The 14598-nt window shown below is 54.0% G+C and carries 15 protein-coding genes and 1 riboswitch; of the genes, 6 read left to right on the top strand and 9 right to left on the bottom strand.

Features of this window, described 5'->3' with window-relative positions; translation table 11 throughout:
* The first annotated feature begins 132 nt into the window (after window positions 1-132).
* A complete protein-coding gene (locus FD25_RS03695) occupies window positions 133-1080 on the top strand; it encodes a 3-hydroxyacyl-CoA dehydrogenase family protein (protein WP_057801449.1) in 948 nt (315 codons plus the stop codon).
* A 77-nt stretch (window positions 1081-1157) separates the two neighbouring features.
* Here FD25_RS03695 and FD25_RS03690 read toward each other — a convergent pair whose 3' ends face one another.
* Window positions 1158-2447, bottom strand: coding sequence for a D-serine ammonia-lyase (locus FD25_RS03690; RefSeq protein WP_057801448.1), 1290 nt, complete (start codon window positions 2445-2447; stop codon window positions 1158-1160).
* A gap of 605 nt (window positions 2448-3052) precedes the next feature.
* Here FD25_RS03690 and brnQ point away from each other — a divergent pair.
* Window positions 3053-4426 (top strand): branched-chain amino acid transport system II carrier protein, encoded by a 1374-nt coding sequence (brnQ, locus tag FD25_RS03685; protein WP_057801446.1) that lies wholly within the window; start codon window positions 3053-3055, stop codon window positions 4424-4426.
* 58 nt (window positions 4427-4484) lie between these two features.
* Here the strand turns inward: brnQ and FD25_RS03680 are convergent, their stop codons facing one another.
* Complete coding sequence (locus FD25_RS03680) at window positions 4485-4949, bottom strand: hypothetical protein (protein WP_057801444.1); 465 nt, start codon at window positions 4947-4949, stop codon at window positions 4485-4487.
* 338 nt (window positions 4950-5287) lie between these two features.
* Between FD25_RS03680 and FD25_RS03675 the strand changes: the two genes are divergently transcribed.
* The 3 genes from FD25_RS03675 to FD25_RS03665 all read left to right on the top strand — a co-directional run bounded on the left by FD25_RS03675 (window position 5288) and on the right by FD25_RS03665 (window position 7172).
* On the top strand, window positions 5288-5728 hold the full coding sequence (locus tag FD25_RS03675) for a hypothetical protein (RefSeq protein ID WP_057801441.1): 441 nt from the start codon (window positions 5288-5290) through the stop codon (window positions 5726-5728).
* Between the two features lie 102 nt (window positions 5729-5830).
* Window positions 5831-6613, top strand: coding sequence for a glutamate racemase (gene murI / locus FD25_RS03670; RefSeq protein WP_057801440.1), 783 nt, complete (start codon window positions 5831-5833; stop codon window positions 6611-6613).
* A gap of 88 nt (window positions 6614-6701) precedes the next feature.
* Window positions 6702-7172: a hypothetical protein gene (locus FD25_RS03665; protein ID WP_057801438.1), complete on the top strand. Its 471-nt coding sequence runs from the start codon at window positions 6702-6704 to the stop codon at window positions 7170-7172.
* Window positions 7173-7349: 177 nt separating this feature from the next.
* Here FD25_RS03665 and FD25_RS03660 read toward each other — a convergent pair whose 3' ends face one another.
* From FD25_RS03660 to FD25_RS03635, 6 genes are all read right to left on the bottom strand, one after another.
* A complete protein-coding gene (locus FD25_RS03660; protein ID WP_057801436.1) occupies window positions 7350-8192 on the bottom strand; it encodes an SDR family NAD(P)-dependent oxidoreductase in 843 nt (280 codons plus the stop codon).
* A gap of 263 nt (window positions 8193-8455) precedes the next feature.
* Complete coding sequence (gene ribH / locus FD25_RS03655) at window positions 8456-8929, bottom strand: 6,7-dimethyl-8-ribityllumazine synthase (RefSeq protein ID WP_057801434.1); 474 nt, start codon at window positions 8927-8929, stop codon at window positions 8456-8458.
* Between the two features lie 4 nt (window positions 8930-8933).
* Window positions 8934-10139: a GTP cyclohydrolase II gene (gene ribA, locus FD25_RS03650; protein WP_057801432.1), complete on the bottom strand. Its 1206-nt coding sequence runs from the start codon at window positions 10137-10139 to the stop codon at window positions 8934-8936.
* Window positions 10114-10731, bottom strand: coding sequence for a riboflavin synthase (locus FD25_RS03645; RefSeq protein WP_057801430.1), 618 nt, complete (start codon window positions 10729-10731; stop codon window positions 10114-10116). The genes ribA and FD25_RS03645 overlap by 26 nt, the downstream gene beginning before the upstream one ends.
* Entirely contained in the window at window positions 10731-11777 is a 1047-nt protein-coding gene (ribD, locus tag FD25_RS03640; RefSeq protein ID WP_057801428.1) for a bifunctional diaminohydroxyphosphoribosylaminopyrimidine deaminase/5-amino-6-(5-phosphoribosylamino)uracil reductase RibD, read from the bottom strand. Before ribD ends, FD25_RS03645 begins: the two co-directional genes overlap by 1 nt.
* A gap of 123 nt (window positions 11778-11900) precedes the next feature.
* Window positions 11901-12038: riboswitch (FMN riboswitch) on the bottom strand.
* Between the two features lie 138 nt (window positions 12039-12176).
* Window positions 12177-12458: a hypothetical protein gene (locus FD25_RS03635; RefSeq protein ID WP_057801426.1), complete on the bottom strand. Its 282-nt coding sequence runs from the start codon at window positions 12456-12458 to the stop codon at window positions 12177-12179.
* A gap of 231 nt (window positions 12459-12689) precedes the next feature.
* Between FD25_RS03635 and map the strand changes: the two genes are divergently transcribed.
* Window positions 12690-13484: a type I methionyl aminopeptidase gene (gene map / locus FD25_RS03630; protein WP_057734509.1), complete on the top strand. Its 795-nt coding sequence runs from the start codon at window positions 12690-12692 to the stop codon at window positions 13482-13484.
* 66 nt (window positions 13485-13550) lie between these two features.
* Here the strand turns inward: map and FD25_RS03625 are convergent, their stop codons facing one another.
* Complete coding sequence (locus FD25_RS03625; RefSeq protein WP_057801424.1) at window positions 13551-14528, bottom strand: aldo/keto reductase; 978 nt, start codon at window positions 14526-14528, stop codon at window positions 13551-13553.
* Between the last annotated feature and the right edge of the window lie 70 nt (window positions 14529-14598).

Below are 14598 nucleotides of genomic sequence, written 5' to 3'. Positions count from 1 at the left end.
TTCAGGCTTCGATTTCTACTTAGAAATCGGGGCCTTTTTCTCTGGCCTGGGACCATTTAGTGACGTGCTATAATGGCAATAATTAAGTGCGTCACGCGTTGATTCCCCTGGTCACAGAAAGGAAGTTACGTCATGTCCCTTAGTTCGATTCACACCATTGCCAACCTGGGTGCCGGCACCATGGGTCACGCCACCGCCCTGCAATTTGCTTTACATGGTTATCCCGTTTACCTGTTAGATACCGACTCAACCGCTCTGCAACGGGGGATGGCCGCCATTCAGCACGACCTAACCACGTTTCAGGAAACCGATTTATTGACCGAAGACCCGGCCGTCATCCTAGCGCGCATCCAGCCGACCACCGACAACGCCACGGCCCTGACGTCGGCCGATTTTGTGATCGAATCGGTCGTCGAAGATCTGACCGTCAAACAACAGGTTTGGCAAACCGTTGAACAGTTTGTGGGTCCAGAAGTCCTGTGTGCCACCAATACCTCGGGTCTCAGCCCCACCGCCATTCAAGAAACATTGACCCACCCCGAACGCTTTGTCGTGGCCCACTTCTGGAACCCCGCCCAACTGATGCCGCTGGTTGAAGTGGTCCCCGGAGAACACACTAGTAAGGCCACCGTTGATACCACCGTGGCCTTGATGAACCATATCGGTAAACACGCGGTCCCGCTGCAAAAAGAATCGCTGGGATTCGTGGGTAACCGGATTCAGCTGGCCGTCTTGCGCGAAGCCCTACACATCATTGACGACGGCATTGCCACGCCTGAGGCCGTCGACGACATCATCAAATACAGTCTCGGACGACGATGGAGCCTGGTCGGACCCGTGGCCAGTGCCGATCTCGGAGGCTTAGATATTTTCAAAAACATTAGTGCCTACTTGTACGCCGACTTGGCCAACGATACGGGAACCGACCCCGCCCTCACCAAGAAGGTGGCCGCCAATCAATTAGGGTTGAAGACCGGCCAGGGATTCTATAATTGGACTGGTGATGCTGGCAAGCAGGTCGTGGCCCAACGTGACCGGGATTTACTTAACCTGCTTAAAACAGATCAGGAACATCACTAACTGTTCGTAATCCGCTAACCGATTTATGATTAAACCACGCAAAATGCGATCCGCCGGCTGGCAGATCGCATTTTTAATTAGCGTTGTAGGAGACTTTGCCCCTTTTGGTAATAGGATTGCATTTCTTCTGGTGGTACCATGTTGCCGCCGGTTCCCCACACAATGTGGACGCCGTGCTTGAGGCTCGGTTCCTGATCCCCTAGCTTCCGGTTAACGTCGACAAAGGCCGCAAATCCAGCCGTCGACGACGGTTCGAGATAGACGCCTTCACTGTCCGCTAACATCGTCAGGTACTCGTAAAGCCGGTCGTCGTCGACCGTGGTTTCGGCGTACAAAATGTTCTTCATGATCTTTCCGACTAACCGAGAAGGCTTCCCGACGGCTAACCCATCCGCCGCCGTTTTCCCGTCGATTTCAATGTCGTTGACCGCAATCTGGTCGTTTAAGTGGGTGTACATCCCCAGCAACATCGCCGGCGCATGAGTCGGTTCCACAAAGATCACCTTGACGTTTTCTTTGAAGACCGTGTGCAGACCGAATGCCACCCCACCGGGACTTCCACCAACGCCACACGGCAGGTAAACGAACAACGGATTATCCTTTGAGATGTGAATGCCTTGTTGGTCGAACTGCTTAGCTAAGCGCAATGCCGCCACCGAATAACCAAAGAAGAGATCCGTGGACCCTTCGTCGTCCACGAAATGACACATCGGGTCACTCTCGGCGTCTTGCCGGCCCTTGGCGACGGCCTTACTAAAGTCGCCCGCGTATTCCACCACGGTAACTCCGCGTTTTCGCAGGAGATCCTTCTTCCATTGTTTAGCATCGTGCGACATATGCACGGTGGTATGGAAGCCCAGTTTGGCCCCAATGATCCCAATGCTTAAGCCCAGGTTCCCGGTCGACCCCACCGCCACGCTATACTGCGAGAACAGCTGAATAAATTCCGGATCGGCTAAGCGACTGTAATCATCGGTTAAGCTTAACTTACCGGATTCGAGGGCCACCGTTTCGGCGAATTTCAAAACTTCATAAATCCCGCCCCGGGCCTTGATCGATCCGGAGATGGGGAGTGCGTTATCGCATTTCAGATAAAGCTTAGCGGCAGTGTCCAGGGATTCTTTCTGCTGCAAAGCACTCAGCATTTGCGGAATGGCCTTCAGTTCGGATTCAATGATTCCGTGTGATTTAGTCGTTTCCGGAAACGCTTTCATTATGTAGGGTGCAAAACGTTCTAACCGGTCAGCGGCATCCTGAATATCGGACAAGTCAAAGGGCGTCTGCGGATTGGGCAGATAATCCGGGTTGCGCCAGCAAACTTCGTCATAGTCTTTAAGTGAATCGATGAAGCGATCATTCTTTAACATATGGCACCATCCTTTCAATAATATTTTATCATGATGATATTATTTTATCAATAATTGATTAATTAACTGGCCCGCTTTATTTTTCTCATCAAATTAACAGATAACTAAATTACCCGTTTTAGTATCATTTAATTTAACTAGAATAATCTTTGACATATCAGCATTTAACCAGAAATAATTAGTTAACAAGCGTTAAAATCAGCTTAAATATAATTAGAGTTTTCTCATATTCACTATTGACTTCTCGTGAAATCCGACTATGATAAACAGCATAGTTAAATATTTTTAACGACAACGCGTAGAAGAGTAGTCGGTGCGCAGCTGCTCAGGGAGCCCCGGGTTAGTGCAACGAGGTCAGCCCCGCACCGAACGAAAGTAATCTACAAGTCGTGACCGCGACGGCACAGCCGAAGTGGTCACTGGGAATGCGCCCATTACAGCAATGAAGTCTCATCACCGGTCTGCGCAGGCGGTGGTGGTACTTGTCGAGCTGATCATCGTGAGGTGGTCAGAAATTAAGGTGGTTCACGTTCAGTCACGTCCTTAGCAATTCTTGCTAAGGGCGTTTTTTTCGTCCCACCACACCTACACAGGAGGTCATTTTTATGAATAAATCATTAACCAAGCGGCAATACTTAATTTTAGGGTCCCTACTCTTCGGTCTGTTCTTCGGGGCCGGCAACCTGATTTTCCCGATCCACCTGGGTCAACTCAGCGCCGGCAACTGGGGACCCGCCACCATCGGCTTTCTGCTGACGGCCATTCTGTTGCCCCTCTTGTCCATTCTGGCCATCAGCCTGACGCGCAGCAACAGTGCCTACGACCTGGCCGCGCCCGCCGGTAAAAAGTTCGCGCTCTTCTTCTTGATTCTGATTCATCTGACGCTGGGGATCTTAGTCGCTTCCCCCCGGACCGCGACCACGACCTTTGCCATCGGGATTCAGCCCTTCTTGCCGCAACGCTACGACCATCTCGGTCTCTTGATTTTCTCCGCGTTGTTCTTCGGCATCGCCTACCTGATGGCCTACAACCAAAATAAAATCGCCGATTACGTGGGCAAGTTCCTAAACCCAATTCTGCTCACTTTACTGGCCTTCATCTTCTTCATGGCCTTCGTCATCAAGGGTGACCTGCGCCACATCAGTCTCTTCCCCACCTCGACCGGCGCCGGCAGCAACCTAATCAACGGGTTCTTGCAGGGTTACAACACCATGGACGCCCTGGCCGGTCTGGGCTTTGGGGTCACCATCATCGCTGCGCTTAAATTATTTGGTCTCACCGATAGTCGGCAACGTTCCCGGGCCGTGGCGAAAGTCGGTGCCATCAGCATGAGCCTCGAGGCCATCATCTACATCTTCCTGATTGCCCTGGGCGCTTCCAGCTTAAACTACCTGCACCTCTCGTCCGAAGGCGGCACCGCCTTTACCCAAATCATGACCCACTACACCGGCCTGGCCGGCACCGCCATCCTGGGCGCCGTTACCTTCCTGGCCTGCATTACCTCATGTATCGGCATGATGGCCGCCCTGTCGCAGGACTGGGGCGAACGGTTCCCCAAGCTGGGCTACCACTTCTTCTTGACCGTTAGCTGTCTGGGGGCCTTCATCATCGCCAACTTTGGCCTGACGCAGATCATCCTCTACTCCACGCCGCTATTAAGTTTCATCTACCCGTTTGCCATGGCGCTGATCTTCTTGGGCGTGCTGCATCCCCTGATTGGCCAAAATCCGATCATCTACAAAACCACGGTGGCCTTCACCTTGATTCCAGCCATCCTGGACGCCATCCACAACTTACCGCCGTTCTTCGCCAACCTCGGGTTCTTTAAAACCATTGATGCCTGGGCGGGTAACACGATTCCATTGTTTAACGTCGGTTTAGATTTCTTCCCGTTCGTCCTGGTCGGCCTGGGTGGGAGTTGGGCCCTGACCGTGCTTCTGAAACGCCGGACACCCGCGGCCGATTTATCTAAAAAATAAGCGCCAATCCGAAACGCCGCCGTCACCCTGACTGGATGATGGCGGCGTTTTATGACCGCTACAATCGCTTGCGCCAACCATAAAGTAGGAGCATCCCCAGCAAAACGAACGGCGTAAAAATCAACCCTAAAACGAGCAGGACCAGCCGAATCAGCGGCACATCGCCGGGTCCGAGCAACCGTAAGTTAAGTGGCAGTTGTCGCAGAAGAGTCGACGTCCGCGCCACGGTATCGGGCTGATCAGCGGGACCACGGCGTTGCACAGCGGCCGAGAAACGCCTGGACCGGCTCAAAACCGCGCCAAAAATTCGTGCCACCGGTAACAGCAGGTAGCAGCCCGTGACGTACCACGACGCCCAATCCCAGTTGAAGATGAACGTGCCCCGGATGAACCGGCAATTAAGGACAATCAGCACCAGATAACCGGGCAGTCCTAAGCAGTAGACCACGAGATAATTGGTAAGTCGGTGAAAGTCGGGACTGACCCCCACCGGCGTCTTCAGAAACTTCTTCAACCGTTTCAACTTGTCCTCACCTGCCTCGAAAATTAGCCCTAGTATAGGCCGACCTAGCGCAACGACTAGCTGGGGGTCATTCACCGCGAGTGGTTAGGTAATTATCTACGAAAATAGCCGCTAATCAGTTTACCGACTTAAGCCGGTATTACCGGTTCAGCGGTCGCTTTGCCAGTTTTACGAACCATCATTAGCGTACAACCAGCCCAACTACAATTGACCTTATCAAGTCCCAACTAAATGGAACTTTAGCGTTGACGCTCCCCTCCAATCACCCAATAATAGAGCCAATCCACGGGTTCCACTTGCCCCACGAAAATCTAATTCAATCTAACCAGGTGATTCGAATGCTCACAAAGTTAACGTCTCTATTCAAAATCTACCTCAAGGGTCTCTTTCCCCTAAGTCTCATCCTGCTGTTTACGGCGCGCACGGTGGGGCTGGCCGTTCATCTCGACTGGACGTCCTTTGATACCTACTTTCTGATTGCCGTTCTGGGCTTTTACCCGGTCGTGGCACCTCTGGAGAAGCGATACACGACCCACCTCGCCAACCAAACGCCCCGTCAACTGGTCACCAAGTTGCACGGTGCCGATATCGTGAACGCCGATCAGGGCTCCCTGTGGCGCGTCGCCCATACCAAAGCTACACTACTACCCTTTGCCGATAACCCGCTGGCCGACCTCTTGAACTTCGTCAGCCGACAGTTAGTGCGCATCCTCTTGATTCTCCTAGCGCCACTCCTCACCAGCGTGATCTGGTGGCGGCGCGCCCACCGTTCTCGTTAAGGATTCCCGCCTTCCAGTTGATTTTTCTTGGCGTTTTCGCGGACTCAGGTCTTGCAGAAAACGCCAAAAGGGACTTTAATGGAAGCTTAGGAGGCGTTTCGTATGTCAAAGCAACAAGCACCCATCGGCGTGTTCGATTCTGGCGTCGGGGGCATCAGCACCTTGCGCACCCTCGCCAAAGTGCTCCCAAACGAAGACTTTGTGTTTTACGGGGATTCCGCCAACGCCCCATACGGTGAAAAAAGTTCTGCGGAGGTTCGGCGTCTAGCCACCAACGTCATGGCGCAACTTAAACTGCACCAAGTCAAAGCTGTCGTGATTGCCTGCAACACGGCAACCAGCGCGGCCAAACGGGACCTCATGGCAGCCAACCCCGAGATGACCATCTTGGGGATCGAACCCGCTTTAAAACAAGCGGTTGACGCCGGTAAGCAGCACATCTTAGTGATGGCCACACCGCTGACCATCGGCCTGCCCAAATACAACGCTCAGGTGGCGCGGTTCCAGGAGCGGACCCACATCGAGTCGTTACCTTGTCCCGGGTTAGCGGACCACATTGAAAAGGGGTACGCCGGCATCGCCCAGACGCAGACACTGGTCGACCAGTTGATGGCCCCGGTCCTCGACGATCCAATCGACGCAATTGTTTTGGGCTGCACGCACTACCCATTCATCACTGACATGATTCGGCGCAAATACGACCACCCCGTGACTATCTATACCGGCTACGAGGGCTTGGCGAACAACCTCGCCACCCATCTCAAGCAACAGGGGTTGTTGCGCCCAGAAAACACTCACCGGCAAATCGAGTTCTACAGTAGTCGCGATACGCCGGATGAATTGGCCCTGTACCAACACCTTTACGAACACGGCATTGCTAAATAAAACCAAAAACGTCACCCGTTGCGGTGGCGTTTTTACGTGGTTTCGGAGCCCCTGCGGTATACTGAAGGCCTTAAGGAGGCGGATTATTTTGAGATTCATTAAAAAGATTGGTTTGGGGCTCATTGTCCTCACGGTAGGTGGTTTATTGGGACTAGGCACCACCTCGGCCCAAGCGGCCACCCACGCCGGGACGCCCACGATGCTGCGGGGCACCTGGCACACCGTTTATCACCGTTACGCCCACCCCACGGCGCGCCACTACTATTGGCGCGTTCGCTACACCACCAAGTTTGCGGGACAATCGCGGGTCAACCGCCTGGACTACACCCGGCAAAAGAAATTCACCGTGAGTCACCAGACTAACGGTATCGTCGAGCACGTCCACTACGCGCCGTTAGTGGATAACGGCGTTTACCTGTACGGCAAGAACGCCCATGGCTACACCGAATATCAGGTCGCCGACTTCTCGCACCATAACCGCAAAATGGTTCTGTTGCATTCGACCAGCGTCACGTTTACGCCCTATCACACTTACGGCACCTTTTATCGCGACAAATAAACAAAACCCCAATGTGAAGTGAAACCTTATAATTGGACAATTTTATTTTTTCTGGGCGGTAAGTTTCTGGTCATTCACCGGAGATTTACCGTCCTGTTTCGTCATAATGCTCAAAAAAAATCCGTAACCGGGCAACACTGTCCCATTACGGATTTTAATCACGATTGAAATTAACCGTTACTTTTCCGGTTGGTCCGCCGATACCGACAGGTCGTGTAAGGCCTTAAAGTTCGCCAAGTTCTTGGTGTACTTATCGATGGCCGTGTCCGTTGACCATTGACCTAGAGGCAAGCGCAACGGTAAGTCCGCCGCGTGGTTGGTGACTTGGTCGTAAATGATGGCCGCGGCCTTGTCGGGATCGCCGGCCTCGTGGTGGGCGCCCTCTTCACTGCCTTCAATCCGGCTAGCGAATTGTTGATAGTCGGCCAGTTTCGGCATGGTCTTTTGTGACGAACGCCCTGCCCAGTCGGTCCGGAAGCCACTGGGTTCGATCAGCATGAACTTGATACCCAAACCGGCCACTTCTTGTGCCGCGGCTTCGGTCGCACCTTCGACCGCGTACTTACTACTATTGTAGAAGGACAGCGTTGGGAAGGACGCCAGCCCGGCGATGGATGAGAAGTTGACCACAATCCCACTCTTTTGCGCCCGCATGGTCGGTAAGACCGCCCGGGTCATGTCGATCAAGCCCCAGACGTTCACGTCAAACATGTACCGCACGGCGTCCCGGTCGCTTTCTTCGAAGGTCCCGAAGTAGCCTAACCCGGCGTTATTGATCAACACGTCGATGCCGTTAAACTTAGCGGTCGTGGCTTTGACCACGGCGGCAATTTCGTCGCGGTTGGTCACGTCCAGCGTGGCCTTCAAAATTTGACCGTGATCGTACTGGTCCAAATAGCCCAGTTGGTCGGTGTGACGCGCCGTGGCGACCAGGTTCACGTCATCCTTTTGGGCCAAGAAAGTGGCTAAGGACTTACCAAAGCCCGTAGAAGTTCCCGTAATTAACCATGTTTTTGTCATCTATCAACACACTCCTATTCTTTAAGCTACTGACTAGCTTACAACCTAAAGCCGACTCGAGGTCAACTAAAGGGCCTGACTTTTTTAAAAATCGTCCGGCCCTTTAAGTGAACTGATTAATTTTTCCAACATATCTTAGGGTCACGGGTGAGTCCCCATCTCTAAGCTCAGTTCTGAGTTTACCCCGCGATATCAAATTGCCGGCAAGGACTTTCCAAAAGCCGTCACCTAACACGCCGTTGTTTCACGTGAAACATTCAATTTTAGGTGGTTGGCGTTAGTTGCATCTGCAAGTTCAACATAGTCAGCACGCCCGCGGCACAGTCGCTGCCTTTGTTGCCGGCCTTACCACCCGCACGGTTGAACGCTTGGGCTAAATCGTCGGTGGTCAACACCCCAAACATCACGGGTACCGGGCCGGTCGCCGAAAGGTTGGCGAGGCTGCGGGCCGTTTCGGCACAGACGTAATCGTAGTGACTGGTCTCACCGCGAATTACGCTGCCCAAAGCGAGGATGCCGTCGACGCGGCCACTGTCGGCCATCAACCGGGAGGCGCGGGTCAACTCTAGCGCACCGGGCACGTGCGCCACCAAAATATTGTCGGCGGCTACGCCCAACCCTTGGAGCGTCGACATGGCCCCCGTCTCTAGTTTCTGGGTAATCACCTGGTTAAATTGTGCCGTTACGATGCCAATCCGGTATCCCGCAGTTTGGCGGGAAGTTGCTAAAATCGTCATGGGGTTAAACCTCCTTCAATAAATGGTGAAACTTTAATTTTTTGGTCTCTAAGTACGCGCGGTCCGCCGCTTGAGGCGCCACCTCTAAGGCCTGACGGGTCACTTGGAGTCCCAGGGCTTCCAATTGGGTCACCTTATCGGGATTATTGGTCAGGAGCGTCACCCGTTGGACGTGCTTCTGGTGGAGAATCGCCGCGACTAAACCGTAGTGGCGTTCATCCGGTCGAAAGCCTAATTTCTGGTTAGCTTCTACCGTATCGAGGCCCGTTTCTTGTAGCTGATAAGCCCGTAGTTTATTGACCAGACCGATGCCACGGCCTTCTTGCCGCAAATAGAGGACGGCCCCGTGGCCCGCCCGTTCAATGGTCTTCAGGGCTAGGGCTAACTGTTCGCCGCAGTCACAGCGTTGTGACCCCAGCAGATCGCCCGTCAGACATTCGGAATGCACCCGCAATAGTAACGGTTCGTTTGGTTGGATGGGGCCCTTGGAAATCAGTAAGGTTGGTTCGCGGCCATCCGTCGTCGCAAAGGCTTCCAGCTGAAAATCGCCGTACTTGGTGGGCAGGTGCACCTGAGTAATGGACTGAGCCACATCCACGTTATGTTGGTAGCGGTAGGTTTGAATATCTTGAATCGATAGCAACGGCATTTGTACACCCTCGGCGAAGGACTTGAGCTGGCGGCGCCGGGCCATGTGCCCATCGCGTTTCAAAATTTCACAGATGTAAGCCACCGGCCGGACACCCGCCAAACGGGCTAAATCGACCGCCGCTTCGGTATGGCCACCCCGGGCTAAGGTACCGTGTTCGCGCGCAATCAACGGAAAGACGTGGCCGGGATGGTAGAAGTCACCGGGCCGCGCAGTCGGTTCCGCGAGCCGGCGAATCGTAGCCGCCCGGTCGACCGCCGAAATCCCCGTGGTGGTCGTTTGGGCATCGGCACTGACGATAAAGGCCGTCCCGAACGCATCGGTCGCGTTAGCAACCATCGGCTGTAACCCCAGATTGGTCGCAATCTCAGCACTCATGGGCACGCACAGTAGACCCCGCGCGTTGGTCACCATTTTATTCACGGTCGCCGGCGTCACAAATTCGGCTAGCCCGAGCATGTCCCCTTCGGCCTCGCGGTGATCATCGTCGGTCACAATCACTAAGCCCCCGGCCTTTAACGTGGTGAGGGCCGTTTCAATTCGTTGCGTCACTGTCGTCATGGCGCATCGCCTCCAATTTCGTTAAGTATTTGCCTAAAATATCCGTTTCTAGATTCACTAAATCACCAGTTTGCAGTTGGCCCAAGCCGGTCTGGGCCAACGTATGGGGAATCAAACTCACGCTAAACGTGGTCGCCGTGACCGCGGTCAGCGTCAGACTGACCCCGTCGAGGGCCACCGAGCCCTTTTCGACCAGCTCACCGCGGTAAGCCGCCGGCAAAGCGAAGGTCAACACTACCGCATTTTCGTCGCGGCGGCGCTGAACCAGGGTCGTGGTGGTATCCACGTGACCGAGGACGAAGTGACCGTCTAACCGGGCATCGGCGCGTAACGCCGGTTCCAAGTTCACTCCAGTTCCCACTTTCAGTTGTGCCAACGCGGTGCGGCGACTGGTCTCCGGCATCAACGTGGTGGTAAAGCCGGTGGCTTGTAGTTGCGTCACCGTTAAACACACGCCGTTAACCGCCAGGCTATCACCGATTCGGCTGTGAATTTTCGCCGGTAACGGCGTGTCAATGGTGAGCGTGGCGTGGGTCGCCGTGTGGTCGATGGCCGTCACGGTCCCGCGCCCTTGAATAATTCCGGTAAACATTATCCTCGCCTCCTAAACGTCAAACGCACATCAGCGCCCAAGGGCTGGACCCCCGTCAGGCTTAACGTCAGTCGCTGACTCGCCGGTCCCAACACGGCGGGTAACGCTTGGCCGCCCAATAATAGTGGGGCCACGTAGGTGACGACCCGGTCGACCACCCCCGCCGCCACAAACTGGGCGTGCAGGTGACTGCCGCCTTCAACTAGCAAGGATTGAAGCCCCTGTTCGGCGAGATACTGGACGATTTGGTCCGGCGTCCAGGGCCGTCCCGCCACCACGGTCACGCTGGCGGGCCACGGCTGGTGGCTGGGTTGGCGACTCAATAGCCACACCGGTTCCGGCGTTTGAAACAGTCGATTGTCCCGGTCGAGCTTGTCGGCCGCATTGACCACCACGACTCGTCGGGGCGGCACCGCCACGGTCGTTTCGCGCACGGTCAGGGCCGGTTGGTCCACCGTAAGGGTGCGCTCGCCAATTAAAATGGCCTGCTGGGTCGCCCGCAACCGTTGGCTGTCGTGATTGGCTTCGGGTCCGGTCAGCTCGGTTCGCTGACCGGTCGTCGCGTTAAGCTTACCGTCGACACTGACCGCCATTTTCAGGGTCACCAACGGCCGGTGGTGGTGATAAAAGAAGTTGTACGCCGGGTTTAAAGCCTTGGTCGTTTCCAGCACCGTCACGGCAATCCCGGCGGCCCGTAAAATGGCAATGCCCTTACCACTCACCAGCGGATTGGGGTCGCGTTGGCCGATAACCACGCGAGTGACGCCCACCGTCACCAACTTCCGGGCACACGGTGGGGTCTTGCCGTAGTGGCTGCACGGTTCGAGGGTCACGTACAGGGTGGTGCCCCGCGCCTGACGCTCGTCGGCGAGCTGCTTTAACGCGTTCACCTCGGCGTGATCCTGGCCGAACCGGTGATGGTACCCCTTAGCTAGAATCTGCCCGTCCTTCACCAGTACGGCGCCCACCAGGGGATTAGTCCAAGTCTGGCCGGTTCCCCGGCGGGCCTGGGCCACCGCTAAATCTAAATAATCTTGATCCGTCATCCCATTCACCTCGTTAAAAAAGGCCCCGCAAAATAATTTGCGGGGCCATGATTAAAAGCTAAATAAGACTTCATCCGAGGTGGCGGCAATCGCGAGACTGCCCCCATCAGGTCGAAAATCGATTTTTTTCTTCTCCCATCCAGACTATACTGTCGGTCCCAGACTCACACTGGGTCCACCGCTAAACGCGGGTCACGGACTTCAACGCCACAAAGCGTTGTCACCGTCGGTCGGGAATTGCACCCTGCCCCGAAGAAATCTATTAAGTTGTTAGTGTCAGATTACCGCAGATGTTTTTTAAACGCAACCCCGAATCAGCCAGATTAATTATCAGTTTTATTATTAATAAACGTTGATAATAAAAAATCACCCTTCGATAGTGAAAGGGCGACTGCCTGTTTAATCTCGTATTTTTTGAAAGTAATGTGGATCTAACCGATCTAGATTTTTCTGAGTATTTGCCGGGCCAATCTTGGTCAATACCCGGTAGACCGTCCCACTTGAAACGACCAAATCGCCCCGATGGTACGTTTTATCGGGCGAATAATTACTGATGTTTGGATTATTCTGGGCCGTTACCGGTTGTGACGACGATTGCGTCGTGGAGGTTCTCTGCATCGCAAAGACTAAAATCCCCAGCAGTGTCACTAAAATCAAAGCGTATTCTATGATTCTTTTCATTAAGGTTTTTTTCTCCTAAATTGCGAACTCATCATTACGGGTCAATTGTCTAAGTTTATCCCCTTCGTCGAGGGCCAACAACGTCCACTTTGCGTAAAGTGGACAATTCACCCCTTAAAACAGTTGGCTAACTCCTCACACTCTCCAATTTTCGTCCAACCGTTATCTGGATATCCGGCCACAAGTAGTGTACATTTGAACTCGTAGAGAATATTTTAGGGAGGTTTTCCATTGATTACCATTAAGTCACCACGTGAAATCGAAAAGATGAACGAAGCGGGGACCCTGTTAGCCAACATCCACATCGGCCTACGCGATTTAATCAAGCCGGGCATCGATAGCTGGGAAATTGAAAAGTTTACCACGCAATACTGTGCCGATCACGGCGCCATCCCGTCCGAAAAAGACGTCGACGGCTACCACTACGCCACCTGCATCAGCATCAACGATGAAGTCGCCCACATGGCCCCACAAAAGGGCCGTCTGTTAAAGAACGGTGACCTGGTCAAGGTCGACATGACCGTTTCCTTAGACGGCTACCAGGCCGACTCTTGCTGGGCTTACGCGGTCGGCGATGTAAGCGACGACGTCAAGCACATCATGGACGTTACCAAGAAGGCCCTGTACCTGGGCATCGACCAATCCGTCATCGGTAACCGGATCGGGGACATCGGCGCCGTCATCCAAGACTACGTCGAAACCCAGAACCACATGGGCGACGTCCGCGACCTGATTGGCCACGGTATCGGCACCGAAATGCACGAAGAACCCGACGTCCCCGCTTACGGTGAAGCCGGCCACGGTATTCGGTTACGCGAAGGCATGGTCATCACCATCGAACCCATGGTTAACCTGGGCACCTTCGAACTGACCGACAAGCTCGACAAGGATAACTGGGAATACTACGTGTCCGCCGACGGTTCCCTGTCATGCCAGTATGAACACACCCTGGCCATCACCAAGGACGGTCCTAAGATTTTGACGTCCCAAGATCCCGAATTTGACGCCAAGTACCTGTTGAAATAAATTATTTAACCCCACAATAAAGGCGTTGCTCGCTAGAAGAGCAACGCCTTTTTTAATTGTCGTGGGCTACCAGAGGTAATCCACGGGGTTCTTAATGTATTTGTCGTAAACGTCACGCACGATGGTCATCTGATCGGCCGTCAGCGCCGGTAACTCGGCCGCGCTGGTGTTGCGTTCGATCTGGGTTGGGTTGCTAGCGCCCGGAATGACCGCAGAAACGGCATCGTACATCAAGATGTACCGTAACGCCGTCGCCGCCAAGTTATCCGTCCCCAAGCGTTCCTTGAGTTCGGCCGCCGCCTTGACTCCGGTGAGGTAATCCACGCCGGAGAAGGTTTCGCCCTTATCGAAGTGTTGGCCGTCCCGGTTGTTGTTTCGGTGATCAGCTGCCGAGAACTTGGTGTCGGCGGTAAATTTCCCGGTTAACAGGCCACTGGCCAGCGGCACACGAGCCAGGACGCCAATGTTATTTTGCTTCGCTAAGTCGAAGAACAGGTTTGCCGGCCGCAAGCGGAACATGTTGAAGATGATTTCCACCGCAGAAATGTCGTAGTCCATGGCCTTGATCGCCTGTTCGACCTTTTCCACGCTGACCCCGTAGTTGCGAATCTTGCCGGCCTTTTTCAGTTTGTCCAGCTCGAAGAAGGTTTCCGGCGTGTAGTAGATGTCGGTTGGCGGGCAGTGTAACAGGACCATGTCCAACGCGTCGACCCCCATGTTAGTCAACGATTCATCGACGTAGCGGTCCACGTGGGCCGGGTTGAAGTGTTCTAAGGATAGTGGTTCTTCCTTCCGTCCCAGCTTGGTGGTGAAATGCACGTCGGGATGCGTCTTGATGAACGTCCCCACGGCCTTTTCACTCAAGCCGCCCTGGTAACCGTCGGCGGTGTCAAAGAAATTCACGCCGCGGTCGTAGGCTTCGGCCAAAGTGTCCAGGGCGTCCTTTTCACTAAATTCAGCGCCCCACTTACCACCGAGTTGCCAAGTGCCCAACGACACTTCGCTAATGTTGAAACCGGTCTTCCCAAATTGTCGGTATTCCATATGTTTTCTTCCTTTCATGATTAAGTTCTATTTATTTAAACCGTCATCTAAATGATTGACCCAAGTGTAC

Origin of the sequence: Levilactobacillus acidifarinae DSM 19394 = JCM 15949, assembly GCF_001434835.1 — a bacterium.
GTDB classification, from domain to species: Bacteria; Bacillota; Bacilli; order Lactobacillales; family Lactobacillaceae; genus Levilactobacillus; species Levilactobacillus acidifarinae.
Note: the sequence above shows the minus strand (reverse complement) of the source record. Positions and strands in the feature narration are given on the sequence as shown.

What these genes read in the sequence shown, in the direction of transcription:
- brnQ (WP_057801446.1), top strand. Translation starts at nt 3,053, where the DNA reads ATGAATAAATCATTAACCAAGCGGCAATACTTAATTTTAGGGTCCCTA.
- murI (WP_057801440.1), top strand. Translation starts at nt 5,831, where the DNA reads ATGTCAAAGCAACAAGCACCCATCGGCGTGTTCGATTCTGGCGTCGGG.
- ribD (WP_057801428.1), bottom strand. Translation starts at nt 11,777, where the DNA reads ATGACGGATCAAGATTATTTAGATTTAGCGGTGGCCCAGGCCCGCCGG.
- FD25_RS03625 (WP_057801424.1), bottom strand. Translation starts at nt 14,528, where the DNA reads ATGGAATACCGACAATTTGGGAAGACCGGTTTCAACATTAGCGAAGTG.
- FD25_RS03660 (WP_057801436.1), bottom strand. Translation starts at nt 8,192, where the DNA reads ATGACAAAAACATGGTTAATTACGGGAACTTCTACGGGCTTTGGTAAG.
- FD25_RS03635 (WP_057801426.1), bottom strand. Translation starts at nt 12,458, where the DNA reads ATGAAAAGAATCATAGAATACGCTTTGATTTTAGTGACACTGCTGGGG.
- FD25_RS03645 (WP_057801430.1), bottom strand. Translation starts at nt 10,731, where the DNA reads ATGTTTACCGGAATTATTCAAGGGCGCGGGACCGTGACGGCCATCGAC.
- ribA (WP_057801432.1), bottom strand. Translation starts at nt 10,139, where the DNA reads ATGACGACAGTGACGCAACGAATTGAAACGGCCCTCACCACGTTAAAG.
- FD25_RS03690 (WP_057801448.1), bottom strand. Translation starts at nt 2,447, where the DNA reads ATGTTAAAGAATGATCGCTTCATCGATTCACTTAAAGACTATGACGAA.
- FD25_RS03695 (WP_057801449.1), top strand. Translation starts at nt 133, where the DNA reads ATGTCCCTTAGTTCGATTCACACCATTGCCAACCTGGGTGCCGGCACC.
- FD25_RS03675 (WP_057801441.1), top strand. Translation starts at nt 5,288, where the DNA reads ATGCTCACAAAGTTAACGTCTCTATTCAAAATCTACCTCAAGGGTCTC.
- ribH (WP_057801434.1), bottom strand. Translation starts at nt 8,929, where the DNA reads ATGACGATTTTAGCAACTTCCCGCCAAACTGCGGGATACCGGATTGGC.